Consider the following 14,665-nt stretch of genomic DNA (forward strand, 5'->3'; position numbering starts at 1 on the left):
GTCCTGATCGAGACGGCCATGGCCGAGAGCGGCCTTCCCCGGGCCCGCCTGGAAGGCGAGCGCGGCCGGACGACCGGCCAGCTCCGCCTGTTCGCCCAGGTCGTGCGGCGCGGCGACTGGATCGGGGCCCGCATCGATCCCGCCCTGCCCGAGCGCAAGCCCCTGCCCCGCGCCGACCTGCGCCAGCGCTTCATCGCGCTCGGCCCGGTCGCCGTGTTCGGGGCCAGCAACTTCCCGCTGGCCTTCTCAACGGCCGGCGGCGACACGGCCTCGGTCCTCGCGGCTGGCTGCCCGGTCATCGTCAAAGGCCATCCGGCCCACCCCAATACCGGTGCGCTGGTCGGCGCGGCGGTCAGCCGGGCGGTCGCAGCCTGCGGTCTGCCCGAAGGCGTCTTCGCCCTGCTGACCGGTCAGTCGCATGAGCTGGGTGGTGCCCTGGTTCGTGACCCGCGCATCAAGGCGGTCGGGTTCACCGGCTCCCGGGCCGGAGGCCTGGCGCTGATGCGCATCGCCGCCGAGCGCCCCGAGCCGATCCCGGTCTTTGCCGAGATGAGCAGCATCAATCCGGTCCTGCTGATGCCGGCGGCCCTGGCTGCCCGCGCCGAAGCCCTCGGCACGGCCTTCATCGGCTCCCTGACCCTGGGGGCCGGCCAGTTCTGTACCAATCCCGGCCTGGTCTTTGCCCTCGAAGGGCCAGACCTCGAGCGCTTTACCGCCGCCGCAGTGACCGCCCTGACCGCCGCCCAACCGCATGTCATGCTGACGCCGGGGATCTTCGGAGCCTTTGAGCAGGGCGTCGGCCGGCTGACCGGCCGCGACGGCGTCAAGCTGCTGGCCCGGGGCTGCGTCGGTGACGGCGTCAACCAGGCGGTCGGAGCCCTGTTCGAGGTCGACGCGGCCACCTTCCTGGCCGACGACGTCCTGGGTCACGAGGTGTTCGGCTCGTCATCCCTGATCGTTCGCGTTCCGGATTTCGCAATGCTCGCCACGCTTCTCGAGCGCCTTGAAGGCCAGCTGACCGCCACCCTGCACATGGACGCCGGGGACGCCGACCTGGCCCGCGGCCTGCTGCCGGTCCTCGAGCGCAAGGCCGGCCGCATCCTGGCCAATGGCTGGCCGACCGGGGTCGAGGTCTCCAGTGCCATGGTCCACGGCGGACCGTTCCCGGCGACCTCCGATCCGCGCAGCACCTCGGTGGGCACCCGCGCCATCGAGCGCTTCCTGCGGCCGGTCTGCTACCAGGACATTCCCGACCTGCTGCTGCCCCCGGCCCTGCAGGCCGCAAACCCCCTGGGCATCGCCCGGGCGCTGGATGGGGTCCTGCCGGGCTAGGAACCGTCTCCGGTCCTTGATGCCGGCGGGTCTCCGACCAGATGCTTCTTGCGACGGTGCAGGCCGACGGCGACGCCGGCCAGCACCGTCGGCACCAGCAGGGACAGGATCGCCTCGGCGACTCCGGGTCGTCCATGCAGCCACGGCTTGAGCAGGTAGCCGGATAGTCCGACCACATAGTAGCTGACCGCAAAGACCGACAGACCCTCGACCAGGCCCTGCAGTTTGGTCTGCAGCGCGATACGTTCGTTCATGCCGTGCAGCAGGGCCTGGTTCTGGTGATCCAGGGCCATGCCCAGCTTGGCCCGCAACAGATCGCTGGACCGCCCGATGCGGATCGACAGGTCATCCAGCCGCCGGTCCGCCGCCTCACAGGTCCGCATGGCCGGCAGCAGCCGGCGCGCGATGAACTCCCGCATGGTGGAATGACCCGTGACCCGGGTCTCCCTGAGCGCCTCCAGCCGGTCAAGCGTCAGGCGATGATAGGATTCCGTTGCCCCTTGCCGGAAGCGCGCCCGCGCAGCCCGAAGCTCGACTTCAGCGGACAGGGCCAGCAGGTGGTCCAGGACCGCCTGGCTGTCGCCACCCGTGGCCGCGAGATCGCCGGTGATGGCCGCCAGCCGGGCCTCGGCACCGTCCAGCCAGCCCAGCAGATCGCGCGCGGGCGGAAAGCCGAGCAGGGCCAGCTTGCGGTAGTTGCCGATCTCCAGAAGGGTCTGGACCAGGCGCGAAACCTCGTCATGGGCGAGGCTGCGATTGTGCACGTGGATCCGGCCGGCCCCGCCGTCGCCCAGGCGGAAATCCGTCCAGATCCGCGCCGCCCCGTCGAAGACCTCACAACTCACACAGCGCGACAGGTCGATGCATCGACCGATCCGACTCAGGTCCAGATCCGTCCCCGACCCGTCCGACACCGAAATCTCGACGCCGCGGAACAACGCGCCGGGAGCCCGGTCCCGCCAGGGCAGCCGATCCCAGGCTGCGGCGTCGAAACCCAGGTCTTCACCAAGCGGGCCGTGCTCGAAAGCCGTCCAGGTGGAAAACTCCTGATGACGCTCCCAGAGCCAGCCGGCCTTTCCCTCCAGGACCAGCAACCGGCCGGCCCCGATGGCCGCGCGCCCGTCGGGGTGCAGGCCGGTCAGCAGCGCTTCCTCCGCAGCCCGTTCCCCTGGCGCGACCAGCATCAGCCATTGCCGCAACCGCACGGGGGCCGTGTCGAGCGGCATGGACCGCAGGTGCATCAGATCGCTCAGGGCGACCCGTAGCGGATGGTTGATCACCGATCCCGACTCGTCCCGCATGGTTCACTCCCGCCCGGTCATCGAAGGCTCCGACCGCCATCGTAAATCCTATAGTCCAACCCGAAGAACACCATGTGATAGCGGTAACAATTCACGTCGAATGATTTCGATGGCCTCGATTGCATCCGGCCTATTTGTCTGAGTATAGTCCCACAAAAGCGCCATTGCCCCCACGGCTCCCATCCGGCGCAAAGGTTGAGGAAACAGCATGAAGCGTCGTGGAGCCCCTTGGGCAGCCGCCGTACTGACGACGGCCCTGGTCCTGCCGGCCGTGGCCTGTGCCGCTGACTATAGCCGCGCGCCCTTCGGCCAGACTCCCTCGGGCGAGGCGGTTGAGGCCATTACCCTGACCAACGGCCATGGTGTCAGCGCGACCGTCATCACCTATGGCGCGACGCTGCAGGCCCTGGTCGCCCCCGACCGCAATGGCAAGACCGCCGACATCGCGCTCGGCTTCGGCGACGCCCAGACCTATGTGAAGACCGCCAGCTATTTCGGGGCCTCGGTCGGCCGGTTCGCCAACCGCATCGGCAAGGGCCGCTTCACCCTGGACGGCAAGACCTACCAGCTGGCCCTGAACAATAACGGCGTCGCGGCCCTGCACGGCGGGACCAAGGGCTTCGACAAGGTGGTCTGGAAGGTCCTGGACGTCAAAAAGGGCCCTGTCGCTTCGGTGACCCTGGGCCATGTCAGCCCCGACGGCGAAGAAGGCTATCCCGGAACCCTGACCGCCACCGCCACCTATGCGCTGGATGAACAGAACCAGCTGACGATCACCTATGGTGCCACGACCGACAAGCCGACCATCGTCAACATCACCAACCACGCCCTGTTCAACATGGCCGGCGAAGGCGCGCCCGAGGGGGCGATGGGCAATGTGCTGACCCTCCCCGCCGACGGCTATACCCCCGTCGACGCCGAACTGATCCCGACCGGTGCCACGACGCCGGTGGCCGGCACGGTCTTCGATTTCCGTAAGCCGACCGCCGTGGGTGATCGCATCCGCGACGCGTCCGATCCGCAGATCGTCGTCGGGCGCGGCTATGATCACAACTACGTCCTGAACGGTGCCTCGGGCGGTGCCCTGCGCCTCGCGGCCCGACTGACCGATCCGAAGAGCGGCCGGACGCTGGAAATCCTCAGCGAACAGCCGGGCATCCAGTTCTATGCCGGCAACTTCATGGACGGCACGACGGTGGGCAAGAGCGGCAAGATCTATCGCCAGGGCGACGGGATCGCGCTGGAGCCACAGCATTTCCCCGATGCGCCGAACAAGCCGAACTTTGCCCCTGTGCCGCTGGACCCGGGCCAGACCTATCGCAACATGATGGTATTCCGACTGACGACGGTCGGGAAGTAGGGCCCTACAGCCGTCGGTAGGCGGCGATGCGCCGGCGATAGGTCTCGTGGTCCTCGAACGGCGCGTCGGCAGGAAGTGAGGGAACCAACGATTCCGCTTCCAGCAGATGGGTCCGCGCGGCCGCATAGCGTTCGGTGCGGCCGTGGCGAACGACATCATCGATCATGCTGCGCAGCAGGATGGTCGCGGCCACCGGATGGCGGTGCTCCAGAAGGCGCGCGGCCGGCTCCAGCACCTCGGGGCGGTCGCCGTGCAGCGCAGGCCCGCGCTTGGCCACCAGCCGGGCCGCATACTCGGCTGAAGGCCAGGCCGTCAGGAAGGCCAGGGCCCGGTGCGGGTCCGGAAAAGCCAGGGCATAGGCCAGGGCCTGGTCCTCGGCCTCGACATCCTCGAAATCGGGCAGCCGCTTGACGAAGGCCCGCAGCATGTCCGGCGACAGGGTGGTCTTGAAGCTGGCCCAGCGGGCAAACTGGGCCCCGGTCTCGTCTCCGGCGGCCTCGAGGACGGCGATGCGGGCCTCGTCCCATTCGACGGTCAGCGACCCTGCCCGCTCGGTCTCGGCCGGGGCCGAGTCTTCCAGGGCGGCGATAGCCTCCGGGATGCGACCGGCCGCCAGCAGCCGTCGCGCGATCTGGGCCCCGACGGGCGGCAGAACCCGTTGCGAAGCCGGCACCAGGGCCAGAAAGCCGTCGACGTCGCCCTGCAGGTCGGCAAGGACCTGGGCTGCGGCCCGCAGGCGCGGATCGGGACGCTTCTGGTCAGCCAGACGCTTGCCCATGCGGGTTCGCAGGTCCGCGACCGTGGCGGGGTCCAGGGCCGGGGCCGCCGCGCGCAACAGCTCCACCGACAGCCGCGACGAAGCGTTCAGCAGGAAGGACAGCAGGGTCTCGCCCAGGCCCCGGCTGTCGATCTTTGTGGCCTCGGGTGCCAGGCGCGCGACATCGGCGATCGCCGCTTCGAACACGTCGGCGACCTCAGCCTTGGTGTCGTTGATCCGCCCTTCCAGGGCCTCGGACAGCATGACGATCCGGGTCAGGGAGCCGATGGCCAGAGCCGGGTCCATCTCGCCCAGTTGCTCGCCGGCCGCGACTCGATGGGCGTCGAGATCGCGCACAAACTCCTTGTATTTCCGCCAGTTTATCCGGGCCCGGCTGTCGCCGATGGCCTCAACGCGCTTGTCGATCTCGACCGCCAGATCAGCCGCCCCGACCTCGCCGGCCAGGGCCAGCTTGAGGCGACGCTTGATGCCGGCCTGACCGTCGGCGACCTCGATCAGCAGGGCCGCCAGCCGCTCGGGCCCGAGCAGCGCAAGGTTTGCGGCATTGACGGTCTTGCGCGGCGCGGCGCGCTTGACGACCTTCACCTTGCCCGCTTCGGCCAATGCCCGTGCTCCCGATCGATCCGCCTGCGAAGCGTCCTAAACCAGAGACTCAAGGCCGCCCAGAGATTCGGTCGATTCAGCTGCCGCTCCCCTGCCAGGCCGAAGCCACGGCCGCTGTGTCGGTCAGGATCGCGCTGTTGAGCGCCATCGCTTTCAGCGACGCGGCGTGCAGGTCGGCCTCATAGGCGGCGCAGGCGTCGGCGACGACAAAGACGTGATAGTCGAGATTGAAGGCATCGCGCACCGTGCTGTCGACGCAGCACTCGGTCGTCACGCCGGCCACCACCAGGGTGTCGACACCCAGGCCCTTCAACCGGGCATCAAGATCGGTGCCCCAAAAGCCGCTGTAGCGGGTCTTCTCGATGACCCTTTCGCCCTCAAGCGGCAGCGGGCCGTAGAAGTCGGCCCCCGGGGTTCCGGCCCGGCACAGGGCAGCATCGCTGTCGGGATCGCCGCCACGCCGGCGCAGGCGCTCGGCCCAGACCGGCGGGTCTGATGCCGGCGTCGTGAACAGGCCCGCAAAGATCACCGGCACACCGGCCTCGCGGGCACAGGCGACCAGACGCTCAGCCGCTGCCAGGGCCGGCTCGAGCACGCCCATGTCGACGCCAAACCGGCCCAGCACGCCGTGGGGCGCGGCGAAGTCCACCTGCATGTCGATGACCAGGACAGCGGTCCGGCCCGGCGCGATCCAGGCGGCGAGCCCATCAGGGCCGGAGGTCGAAGACGTCAGGACACTCACGAATACACCGACCGCAGCCCCGGCAGGATCTCGGCTCCAAACATGGTCAACCCCTCCACATAGTCCGGAAAGATCAGCATCAGGCCGTCGAGTTCGGCGTCATCGACAAAGGCCTGGACCTTTTCGGCGCAGGTCGCCGGCGAGCCGATGGCGGTCTGGGTCATGAAGGCCCCGGTCGACAGGGCCTTGGCCCGCAGGTCGCCGTCGCCCATGCCCCAGCTCTGCAGCATGGCGATGATGGCCTCGATGTCAGCCCCTTCGTCAAAGCGCCGGGCCGTCGCCTCGGCGGCGGCATCGGTCTCGCCGTGGACAATGGTGCACATGGCATAGGTGCGGATCGTCGTGCCGAGCCGCTCGGCCGCAGCCTTGGCCCTCAGGCTGGCATCGCGGCGTTCTGCGGGGGTCCGGCCGCCGATGAAGACCGCGTCGGCCTCGCGCACCGAGAACTGGAAGCCGCGTTCCGACATGCCCGCGCAGATGATGCTGGGCCTCGGCTTGCTGAGCGGCTTGGGCAGGGACTGACAGGCCTGCATGGTGAAGAACTCGCCGGCATGGTCTACGCTGTCCTCGGTCCACAGGCGCTTGACGATCGAGGTCCACTCCTCGGTCAGGCGATAGCGGCCGTCGTGGTCGAGACGGTCGTCCCAGGCCCCCATCTGCTCGAACTCGCCCTTGTAGGCTCCGGCCACGATGTTCAGCCCCGCCCGACCCCCACTGATGTGGTCGAGGGTCGTGATCATCTTGGCGGCCACCGCCGGGTTCTGCAGCATCGGATGGATGGTCGCCCAGATGCGGATACTCTGGGTCGCCTCAGCCAGGGCGGCCATCATCGTCACGGACTCCAGCGTCACGCCCCAGTGGTTGGTGTCGCCGCCAAAGCCCCGAAACTTGCCCATGGCCATCAGGAAGTCGAGACCCAACTGATCAGCGAGAACGGCAGCGGCCCGGTTCTGCGGATAGAGGCCATCGAGGGTCGGCGTGTTTCTGGAGATGATCCAGCCGCCGTTGGCCATCGGCATGAAGACGCCGAAATCCTTGTGCCTGGACGGGCTGTGAAACATGGCGGTCTCCCTCACACAGCATCTTGTAGCATGCCGGGCGCGGGCGCCGAGACGGTCACGAACGCCTCCACCGGTCGCCGGCCCGACGCCGGAACCGCGGCCACCTTGAAGAGGCGACAGGCGGCTGGATGATCGGCTTCGCCCCGATGAGGCCCGCGTCGCGCCCGAAATCAAGGGCCCTGTGAGAACCCTCACGGAATCTGCTTTTCAATACAGCAGAAATGACTATTTCTACCGCCAACCCTGCCATTGACCCGATAACTTTGAGTGTTTTTCGGAAAACGATCAACAAGGTCAAGTTTCCGAAAAGTTCGAATTCAAAGACCTTGTTCATGACTTGCGGCATATTGTCTCATCGGGGGAGCATCAAGAGGACACGAACATGGCCCTGAGTCCCGCGTTTATCAGTCGCGTCAACGTCATCAATGGTCCTGACACGACTATGATCTGCTTCGGGGCTCCGTCCGGCGCGGTCGAGGGTGGCGGCATCAAGGTGGAAGAAGCCTTCCGCATCGTGATGAGCTACCGGCTTCTGCGCGAGGTCGCGGCCCTGATGGCCCAGAAGGTGGCCGAGTACGATGCCCATGTCGCCGTCCAGGAAGCGCGCCGCAGCGCCGAGGCCGTAAAAGCCGCCGTAGAGCGCCGTACGATCCTCGACCTTGACGACCGCATCACGCCGATCACGCGCCTGCAGTAAGGACCTGGCGACCGCGACGACTGGCCCGGACCTTGCGGCCGGTCCGGCAGGACGTGTCGAAGGGGGACAGTGGCCATGGCCGGGTTGGACATCCAGCAGTCGCAGGGCACCTATGCGGTGATGCTGACGCCCCATGATCGCTACTGGGCCTGGGCTGTCTACGACCTGCAGGGCGAACCGCGCGCCCACGGCCAGGACACCGACCGGGAAGCGGCCTGGCGATCCGGCCTGTTCGCCGCCGGGGCCATGGAATCCCTGAACCGGATCCGTCAGCGGCGCTTCTAGAGCCCATACCGATCCGGTCACCGCCTCTCGCCTGCCGGATCACGCTCCAGGTGGGCCGGCACAAAGTCGGCCGAGCGCCGGCCAGGATCCTGACTGCGCGACCGGCCGCCCCATTGCAGCGGCCTGAAAAGACAAAGTCTTTACCGGACCTTCGCACATCGTACGCCAGACTGGCCGGATAGAAATCATTTGGCGGCTTCATGGCTCTTGCATCCTCCCTGGCCGCTTCAGCCAAGATCGCACCCTCCGCATCCGGATCGGGGCTGGCGAGCCGGCTCGAGTCGGCCCGGCAGGCGATCGAGGGGCGGTTCCTTGAGGCCGGCGACGTGCTGTCGCGGGCCGTTGAAGGGGTCGGCGGCCTGATCGCGGCCCTGGACCACATCCGCCAGACCCTCGACACCGAAACCGTCAGCGCCACCACCCGCGACCTGTCCGGGGCTGCGGAGACCCTGCGCAGCCTGCCCGACAGCCTGGAGGCGCGCCGCGAACGGGTCCTTGAGCTCGTCAGCGTCGGCGAGCGCCTGGCCGGCAACATCGAAGAGATGCGCCAGCACCTGGCCTACCTTCGGGTCTTTGCGATCAACATCAAGATCACCTCGGGCGGGATCGCGGCTGCCGGCCCCGAGTTCGCAATCTTCGCCCAGGAAATCTATGACTGCATCGAGATGGGGCGAACCCAGCTCGATGCCTTCAATGCTGACCTGGTCGCCCTCGAGACCACGCTTCGCGCCGCCCTCGCCCAGGAGCAGGCCCTCGGACGCAACTGCACGGCCCTGCTGCCGGCGGTGCCGGATGCCCTGATGGCCAGCGCCCAGGCGATTTCCGAACATCATGCCAAGATCGCCAGCATGGCCACGCGTGTCGCCGCCGTGGCGCGCGACGTCCAGAAGAAGGTCGGCGGCGGCCTGGCCGCCCTGCAGATCGGCGACATCACCCGCCAGCGGATAGAACATGTCCAGGCCGGGCTGACCTTCATGGCCGAGGCGCAGGCCAGGGCCGAGCTTTCGGCGGACCAGTCCACCCGTCTGCGGGCCTATGTCCATCGCCTGCTGTCGGCCCAGCTGGGTGCGACCTCGGAAGACTTTCACCGCGACGTCTCCCGGATCGCCCAGAACATCTCCGGCATGGCCGCCGACGCCTCGGAACTGCTACGCCTGCGCGACCTGGCCTACGGGCAGGACGACAGGGCCGAGGGCGGCTTCCTGCGCAGTCTCGACAGCCATGTGAGCCAGGCCCTGGGCCTGGTCGGCGACATGACGGCCGGCGAACAGGCGGCTGAAGAGGTCAGCCGCTCTGCCGCCCTCACCGCCGGTCAGCTGACCGAGCGCATCGCCGGCATCCAGGACATGCGGGCCGATGTCCAGATGATGGCGCTGAACACCACCCTGAAATGCAGCCGCATCGGCGATACCGGCAAGCCACTGGGCGTGATTGCCGTCGAACTGCGCCAGCATTCCATCCATCTGGAGAAGTCTGCGGCCGGAGCCCTGACGGCGCTGGCGAGCCTGGCCGAAACGGCGGTCGCCCTGGGCCAGGGTAGCGACGGTGAGGCCGTGAGCGGCCGTAGCGCCGCAGCCGCTTCCGTCCTCGACGGCGCCGTGGTCCGCATCCGCAAGGCCGGAGACGGTGTCGAGACGGACCTCGAGCATGTCGCCCGGCAAGGCGCGGAGATCGTCGACATGCTGCGTCGCGCTGCCGATCGCTTCGATTTCCACCGCCAGATCGGCTCGGTTCTGGACTCTGCGGCCAATGATCTGCTGGTCGATGTCGGTTCCGGCGACATTGCTGTGGGCGATATCGCCCCGACCTTGCGTCCGATCATGGACCGCCTGCTGAAGCAGTACACCATGGCCCAGGAGCGTGAGGTCCACCGGGCCTGGACCGAGGACCTGATGACGGGCAGCCACAGTGACCACGCTCCGGAGCCGGACGGGGACGATGGCCTGTTCTGAACTGTCTGACCTCAACTTGCGCTAAATCACATCCTTCCACCCAAGGCTGTGATAGGCTTGCCGAAGAGGTGACCGCTGCCATGGATCATGGACCACGCCTCGGCACGACCGATATGGCTTTCGCAATGCGAGCCTCTTGGCGCACCTGAAAGGCCCGCGATGGCCGGCGAACCTGTTTCCGCGCTGCCTGCCGTTTCTGATCTGGCCTCTGCCCTGATCGAGTCGTCGCAGGCGGCAGCCCTGCTGCTGGATGCCGGGCTCGCCGTGGTTGCCGTGAGCAACTCGTTCCTTCTGGCGTTCAACCTGCCTCTGAACGAAGTGGTCGGACGCAAGGTGTCCGAGCTGGGTAACGGCGAGTGGGCGGTGCCCCAGCTGGGCTCGCTCCTGCGGGCGACAGCGTCGGGTGCTGCCCGGATCGATGCGTATGAAATGGAACTGAGCCGGCCGACCGGCGCTCACAGCAGCCTCGTCCTGCATGCCCAGAAGCTGGACTATGGCCTTGATGCAGCCCCCCTGCGCCTGCTGCTGACTGTCACGGACGTCACAAAGGCGCGTGGCGTGGAACGGCTGAAGGACGCCCTGCTCCACGACAAGGCCATTGCCCTGCAGGAGGTCCAGCATCGCGTGGCCAACAGCCTGCAGATCATTGCCAGCGTCATCCTGCAGAGCGCCCGCAAGGCCCAGTCCGAGGAAAGCCGGGGCCAGCTGCGCGACGCCCACAACCGGGTCATGTCGGTGGCCGCCCTGCAGCAGCAGCTGGCCACCTCGCAGATCGGCGATGTGGCCCTTCAGCCCTATTTCGCCCAGCTGTGCGACAGTATCGGCGCCTCGATGATCCAGGACCACGACCTGATCAGCCTGAAGGTCGAGGTCGATGACAGCCTGGTGGACGCCAACACCTCGATCAGCCTCGGCCTGCTGGTCACCGAACTGGTCATCAACTGCCTCAAACATGCCTTTCCGGACGGACGCAAGGGCCAGATCAAGGTGCGCTACCACCAGCAGGGGCAAGGCTGGACCCTTGAGGTCCAGGACGACGGTATCGGCATGCCCGAAAATGCGGAAGACGCACAGCCGGGCCTGGGGACCAGCATCGTCAAGGCCCTCGCCCTGCAGCTGAAGAGCACGGTCACCGTATCCGCCGGTGATCCGGGCACCTTTGTGGCCGTGACCCATGTCAGCCCGACGCACCTGCCGGACGTCGCGGCCGTCTGACCGCGCAGCCTATCGCGCGGCGGCGCGCAGGACGTCCTGCGCGATCAGCGGCAGCGGCAGGACCCGGTCGACACAGCCGCGGGCGATCGCTTCCTTGGGCATGCCGAACACCACCGAAGTGGCCTCGTCCTGGGCGATTGTATAGGCGCCGCCCTGCTTCATCTCGTCGAGGCCCAGAGCGCCGTCGTCGCCCATGCCGGTCAGGATGACCCCCACGGCATTGCTGCCGGCCGAGCGTGCCGCCGAGCGGAACAGCACATCGACCGACGGCCGATGGCGCGACACCAGGGGTCCGTCCTTCACCGAGACATAGTAGCGGGCCCCGCTGCGCTCCAGCAGGGTGTGCTTGTTGCCCGGGGCGATCAGAACCCGCCCCCGGCGCACCGTATCCCCGTCCTCGGCCTCCTTGACCTCGACCGCACAAAGCGAGTCCAGACGTTTGGCGAACGAGGCGGTGAACTTCTCCGGCATGTGCTGGACGATGACGATCCCCGGAGAGTCCGGCGGTAGGCCTTCGAGAAAGACCCGCAAGGCCTCGGTGCCACCGGTCGAGGCCCCGACGCAGATGATCGATTCGGTCGTCCGCGCCATCGCCTGCGCCGAGCCCGACCGCAGGGCTGGAGGCGGCAGCATGGCGTCGGCGGTCAGCTTCTTCTCGGGCTCATGACCGGACCGGACGGCCGTGACCGCCGGCGCGCGCCGAACCCCTGCAATGCGGGCCCCGGCGGCGGCCTTCACCGCATCACAGATGCGGATCCGCGACTCCATCAGATGCTCGGCCACGCCCATCTTGGGCTTGAGCACGATGTCCACGGCCCCGGCCTCGAGGGCCTGCAGCAGGGTCTCGGACCCGGCCTCGGTCAGGGACGAGCACATCACCACGGGAATGGGCTTCTGGGCCATCAGCTTGCGCAGGAAGGTGATGCCGTCCATGCGCGGCATCTCGACATCAAGGGTGATGACGTCGGGAACTTCCTCGGCGATGCGCCTGGCGGCGACGAACGGGTCCGAGGCCACGCCGATCACCTCGATCTCCGGATCGGACTCGAGCACCGCGGCCAGGGTCTGCCGGACCGTCGCCGAGTCATCAATGATCAGAACGCGGATTTTCTTGCTGATCACGGGCACGGCACTAACCCTTCTGGAAGACGGTATTGGCGATCTGGACCACAGGCAGATCGATGCCGACAATCGATTCCGAGTGCCCGAGAAACAGGTATCCGCCGGGCCGCAGATGGCCGCAGAGGCGGCGCAGCACCCTGGCCTGGGTCGGTTTGTCGAAATAGATCAGGATGTTGCGGCAAAAGATGATGTCCATGTCCCGGTCCACCGGATAGCTGTCATCCATCAGGTTCAGGCGGGCGAAGGCGAGCTTGCGACGCAGCTGCGGCACGATCCGCACCTCGGCCCGCTTGGCGTCCCGGGACCGCATCACATAGGCCTTGCGCCGGGCCATGGAGACCGGCTCGATCATGGGCTCGGGAAAGCGCCCGGCGATCGCCTGGGCCAGAACCTCGGTACAGATGTCGGTACACAGGATCGAATAGTCGTGGCCCCTACGGGCCTTGCAGAACTCGTCCATCACCATGGCGATGGTGTAGGGCTCGGCCCCCGTGGAGCAGGCTGAACTCCAGATCTTCAGCTCGCGCCGGCCGTCCGCAACCAGGGCATCAAGGCCTTGCTCGATCAGGAAACTGAAATGGGCCGGCTCGCGGAAAAACTCGGTCTTGTTGGTCGTCACCGCGTCGATCAGGTGAATGACTTCCGAGGCCATGCCGTCCTGATCGAACAGGAAATGGCAGTAGTCATTGACGTCGTCGATCGCGTGGAGCCGCATCCGACGGCGCAGCCGGCCTTCCAGCATGGTGCGCTTGTTGTCCGGCATGCGGATGCCGCTGTAGTCCTGAATGAAGGTCGCCAGCCTCTGGAAATTCCGGAGGCTGAGCGGCTCCACAGGGCCGGGAAGCTGAAAGGCGGCGGGCGACGACACGATGGCTTTTCCATCCGGAGGAAGACGGGCGCGTTCTGGCGCCGGAGGAGTCGGGGATCAGGCGGCCTGGCTGAGGATCAGGGTGTCCTGGCTGGTGAACAGCCGCGGCACATCGAACAGCACGACGAAGCCCCCCTGCCCGGCCGGGGCCTCACGACGCACCACGCCCCGGATGTACTCCGATCGCCATGGAACGCCGATGTCGGGGGCCGGCTCGATCTGCTCGTTCGCGAAAGCAGCGACCTCGATGACGCGATCCGCCACCAGGCCCAGGGAGAGCAACCGGTCGTCCAGCGGTACATCGAGGACCAGAATCCGGGTGGTCATGGTCGGGGCGATCCGCGGCAGGCCGAGCTTGAGGCGCAGGTCGATGGTCGGCGTGCCCCGGCCCCGCACATCCGTCAGTCCAAGGAGGTAATCGGGTCCCTCGGGAAGGGCGAACGGGGTCTCGTAGTCGAGGATCTCGCGCACATAGGCTACGGGAACCGCGAAAACCTCCTGGCCCAGGCCCAGGGTAACGAACTGGTTCTCGACCGCCGACGCCATCACGCATACTCCCGGAAGTCGGCGTCTTCGCCGTCCGGACCGCCGGTGGTCAGATCAAGGGCGAAGCCGTTCGCCCGGGCCTGTTGGGCCGCCACAGTCTGGCGCGACGGTGGGGCCGGCTTGCGCCCAGCAGGTCTGCGGGCCGCCGGTCGAGCGGCCGGGCGCGGCGCGGGCCCGCCCTGCATGTCCGTGCGGAAATAGGCGATCGAGGTCTGCAGTTCCTCGGCCTGGGAGGCCAGCTCCTCGGAGGTCGCCGACATCTGTTCCGAAGCGCTGGCGTTCTGCTGGGTGACCTTGTCGAGCTGCTGGATCGCCTCGTTGATCTGGCTGGCCCCGATATCCTGCTCGCGGCAGGCGGCGCTGATCTCGGCCACCAGTTCGGCGGTCCGGCGGATGTTGGGCACCAGACTGGTCAGCAGCTGGCCGGCCGACTGGGCGGCCTTGACGGTATCGGTCGAGACCGCGCCGATCTCGGTGGCGGCGGTCTGGCTGCGCTCGGCCAGCTTGCGCACCTCGGAGGCGACCACCGCAAAGCCGCGGCCATGCTCGCCGGCCCGGGCCGCTTCCACGGCCGCGTTCAGGGCCAGCAGATCGGTCTGGCGGGCGATCTCCTGGACGATGGTGATCTTTTCGGCGATCGTCCGCATCGCCTCGACCGCGCGATTGACCGCTTCCCCAGAGATTTCGGCGTCCTGGGCCGACTGACGGGCGATCTTCTCGGTCTGGGCGGCGTTGTCGGCGTTCTGCTTGATCGCGCCGGTCATCTCTTCCATCGAGGCCGACAGCTCCTCGGCCGATGACGC

Annotated in this window: 14 protein-coding genes; 6 read left to right on the top strand and 8 right to left on the bottom strand. The window is 67.5% G+C overall.

Annotation, left to right across the window (positions count from 1 at the left end; translation table 11 throughout):
• Positions 1-1,332: aldehyde dehydrogenase (NADP(+)) (locus tag DBR10_RS15625; protein ID WP_108556493.1), on the top strand; the 1,332-nt coding region annotated here is incomplete at its 5' end.
• On the opposite strand, the gene DBR10_RS15630 is transcribed toward DBR10_RS15625, so the two are convergent.
• Positions 1,329-2,633: a DUF3422 domain-containing protein gene (locus tag DBR10_RS15630; RefSeq protein WP_108489954.1), complete on the bottom strand. Its 1,305-nt coding sequence runs from the start codon at positions 2,631-2,633 to the stop codon at positions 1,329-1,331. The genes DBR10_RS15625 and DBR10_RS15630 overlap by 4 nt on opposite strands.
• Positions 2,634-2,841: 208 nt before the next feature.
• Here DBR10_RS15630 and DBR10_RS15635 point away from each other — a divergent pair, with 208 nt between their 5' ends.
• Positions 2,842-3,993, top strand: a complete 1,152-nt coding sequence (locus tag DBR10_RS15635; protein ID WP_108556494.1) for an aldose epimerase family protein — start codon at positions 2,842-2,844, stop codon at positions 3,991-3,993.
• Positions 3,994-3,997: 4 nt separating this feature from the next.
• Here DBR10_RS15635 and DBR10_RS15640 read toward each other — a convergent pair whose 3' ends face one another.
• The 3 genes from DBR10_RS15640 to DBR10_RS15650 form a co-directional block, all read right to left on the bottom strand.
• Positions 3,998-5,374, bottom strand: coding sequence for a DUF6880 family protein (locus tag DBR10_RS15640; RefSeq protein ID WP_108490625.1), 1,377 nt, complete (start codon positions 5,372-5,374; stop codon positions 3,998-4,000).
• A 76-nt stretch (positions 5,375-5,450) separates the two neighbouring features.
• Positions 5,451-6,116 carry a cysteine hydrolase gene (locus DBR10_RS15645; protein WP_108556495.1) on the bottom strand — a complete coding sequence of 222 codons (666 nt, stop codon included), beginning with the start codon at positions 6,114-6,116 and terminating at the stop codon, positions 5,451-5,453.
• Positions 6,113-7,177 carry an LLM class flavin-dependent oxidoreductase gene (locus tag DBR10_RS15650; RefSeq protein ID WP_108506257.1) on the bottom strand — a complete coding sequence of 355 codons (1,065 nt, stop codon included), beginning with the start codon at positions 7,175-7,177 and terminating at the stop codon, positions 6,113-6,115. The genes DBR10_RS15645 and DBR10_RS15650 overlap by 4 nt, the downstream gene beginning before the upstream one ends.
• A gap of 382 nt (positions 7,178-7,559) precedes the next feature.
• Between DBR10_RS15650 and DBR10_RS15655 the strand changes: the two genes are divergently transcribed.
• The 4 genes from DBR10_RS15655 to DBR10_RS15670 all read left to right on the top strand — a co-directional run bounded on the left by DBR10_RS15655 (position 7,560) and on the right by DBR10_RS15670 (position 11,326).
• Positions 7,560-7,874, top strand: coding sequence for a hypothetical protein (locus DBR10_RS15655; protein ID WP_108490144.1), 315 nt, complete (start codon positions 7,560-7,562; stop codon positions 7,872-7,874).
• Between the two features lie 75 nt (positions 7,875-7,949).
• Complete coding sequence (locus DBR10_RS15660) at positions 7,950-8,159, top strand: hypothetical protein (RefSeq protein ID WP_108506256.1); 210 nt, start codon at positions 7,950-7,952, stop codon at positions 8,157-8,159.
• A 200-nt stretch (positions 8,160-8,359) separates the two neighbouring features.
• Positions 8,360-10,111 carry a helix-hairpin-helix domain-containing protein gene (locus DBR10_RS15665; RefSeq protein ID WP_108506255.1) on the top strand — a complete coding sequence of 584 codons (1,752 nt, stop codon included), beginning with the start codon at positions 8,360-8,362 and terminating at the stop codon, positions 10,109-10,111.
• Between the two features lie 159 nt (positions 10,112-10,270).
• Positions 10,271-11,326: a sensor histidine kinase gene (locus DBR10_RS15670; RefSeq protein WP_108490573.1), complete on the top strand. Its 1,056-nt coding sequence runs from the start codon at positions 10,271-10,273 to the stop codon at positions 11,324-11,326.
• Positions 11,327-11,335: 9 nt separating this feature from the next.
• Here the strand turns inward: DBR10_RS15670 and DBR10_RS15675 are convergent, their stop codons facing one another.
• From DBR10_RS15675 to DBR10_RS20170, 4 genes are all read right to left on the bottom strand, one after another.
• On the bottom strand, positions 11,336-12,445 hold the full coding sequence (locus DBR10_RS15675; protein WP_108506258.1) for a protein-glutamate methylesterase/protein-glutamine glutaminase: 1,110 nt from the start codon (positions 12,443-12,445) through the stop codon (positions 11,336-11,338).
• Positions 12,446-12,458: 13 nt separating this feature from the next.
• Positions 12,459-13,316, bottom strand: a complete 858-nt coding sequence (locus tag DBR10_RS15680; protein WP_108490350.1) for a CheR family methyltransferase — start codon at positions 13,314-13,316, stop codon at positions 12,459-12,461.
• A 57-nt stretch (positions 13,317-13,373) separates the two neighbouring features.
• Entirely contained in the window at positions 13,374-13,862 is a 489-nt protein-coding gene (locus tag DBR10_RS15685; RefSeq protein ID WP_177486221.1) for a chemotaxis protein CheW, read from the bottom strand.
• Positions 13,862-14,665 (bottom strand): methyl-accepting chemotaxis protein (locus DBR10_RS20170; RefSeq protein WP_233243441.1); only part of this gene is annotated, 804 nt, incomplete at its 5' end. The genes DBR10_RS20170 and DBR10_RS15685, both read right to left, overlap by 1 nt.

Source organism: Caulobacter sp. HMWF025 (assembly GCF_003060965.1).
Lineage (GTDB): Bacteria > Pseudomonadota > Alphaproteobacteria > Caulobacterales > Caulobacteraceae > Caulobacter.

Coding starts and splice junctions, on each gene's coding strand:
- DBR10_RS15630 (WP_108489954.1), bottom strand. CDS start 2,633: ATGCGGGACGAGTCGGGATCGGTGATCAACCATCCGCTACGGGTCGCC.
- DBR10_RS15635 (WP_108556494.1), top strand. CDS start 2,842: ATGAAGCGTCGTGGAGCCCCTTGGGCAGCCGCCGTACTGACGACGGCC.
- DBR10_RS15650 (WP_108506257.1), bottom strand. CDS start 7,177: ATGTTTCACAGCCCGTCCAGGCACAAGGATTTCGGCGTCTTCATGCCG.
- DBR10_RS15655 (WP_108490144.1), top strand. CDS start 7,560: ATGGCCCTGAGTCCCGCGTTTATCAGTCGCGTCAACGTCATCAATGGT.
- DBR10_RS15660 (WP_108506256.1), top strand. CDS start 7,950: ATGGCCGGGTTGGACATCCAGCAGTCGCAGGGCACCTATGCGGTGATG.
- DBR10_RS15665 (WP_108506255.1), top strand. CDS start 8,360: ATGGCTCTTGCATCCTCCCTGGCCGCTTCAGCCAAGATCGCACCCTCC.
- DBR10_RS15670 (WP_108490573.1), top strand. CDS start 10,271: ATGGCCGGCGAACCTGTTTCCGCGCTGCCTGCCGTTTCTGATCTGGCC.
- DBR10_RS15685 (WP_177486221.1), bottom strand. CDS start 13,862: ATGGCGTCGGCGGTCGAGAACCAGTTCGTTACCCTGGGCCTGGGCCAG.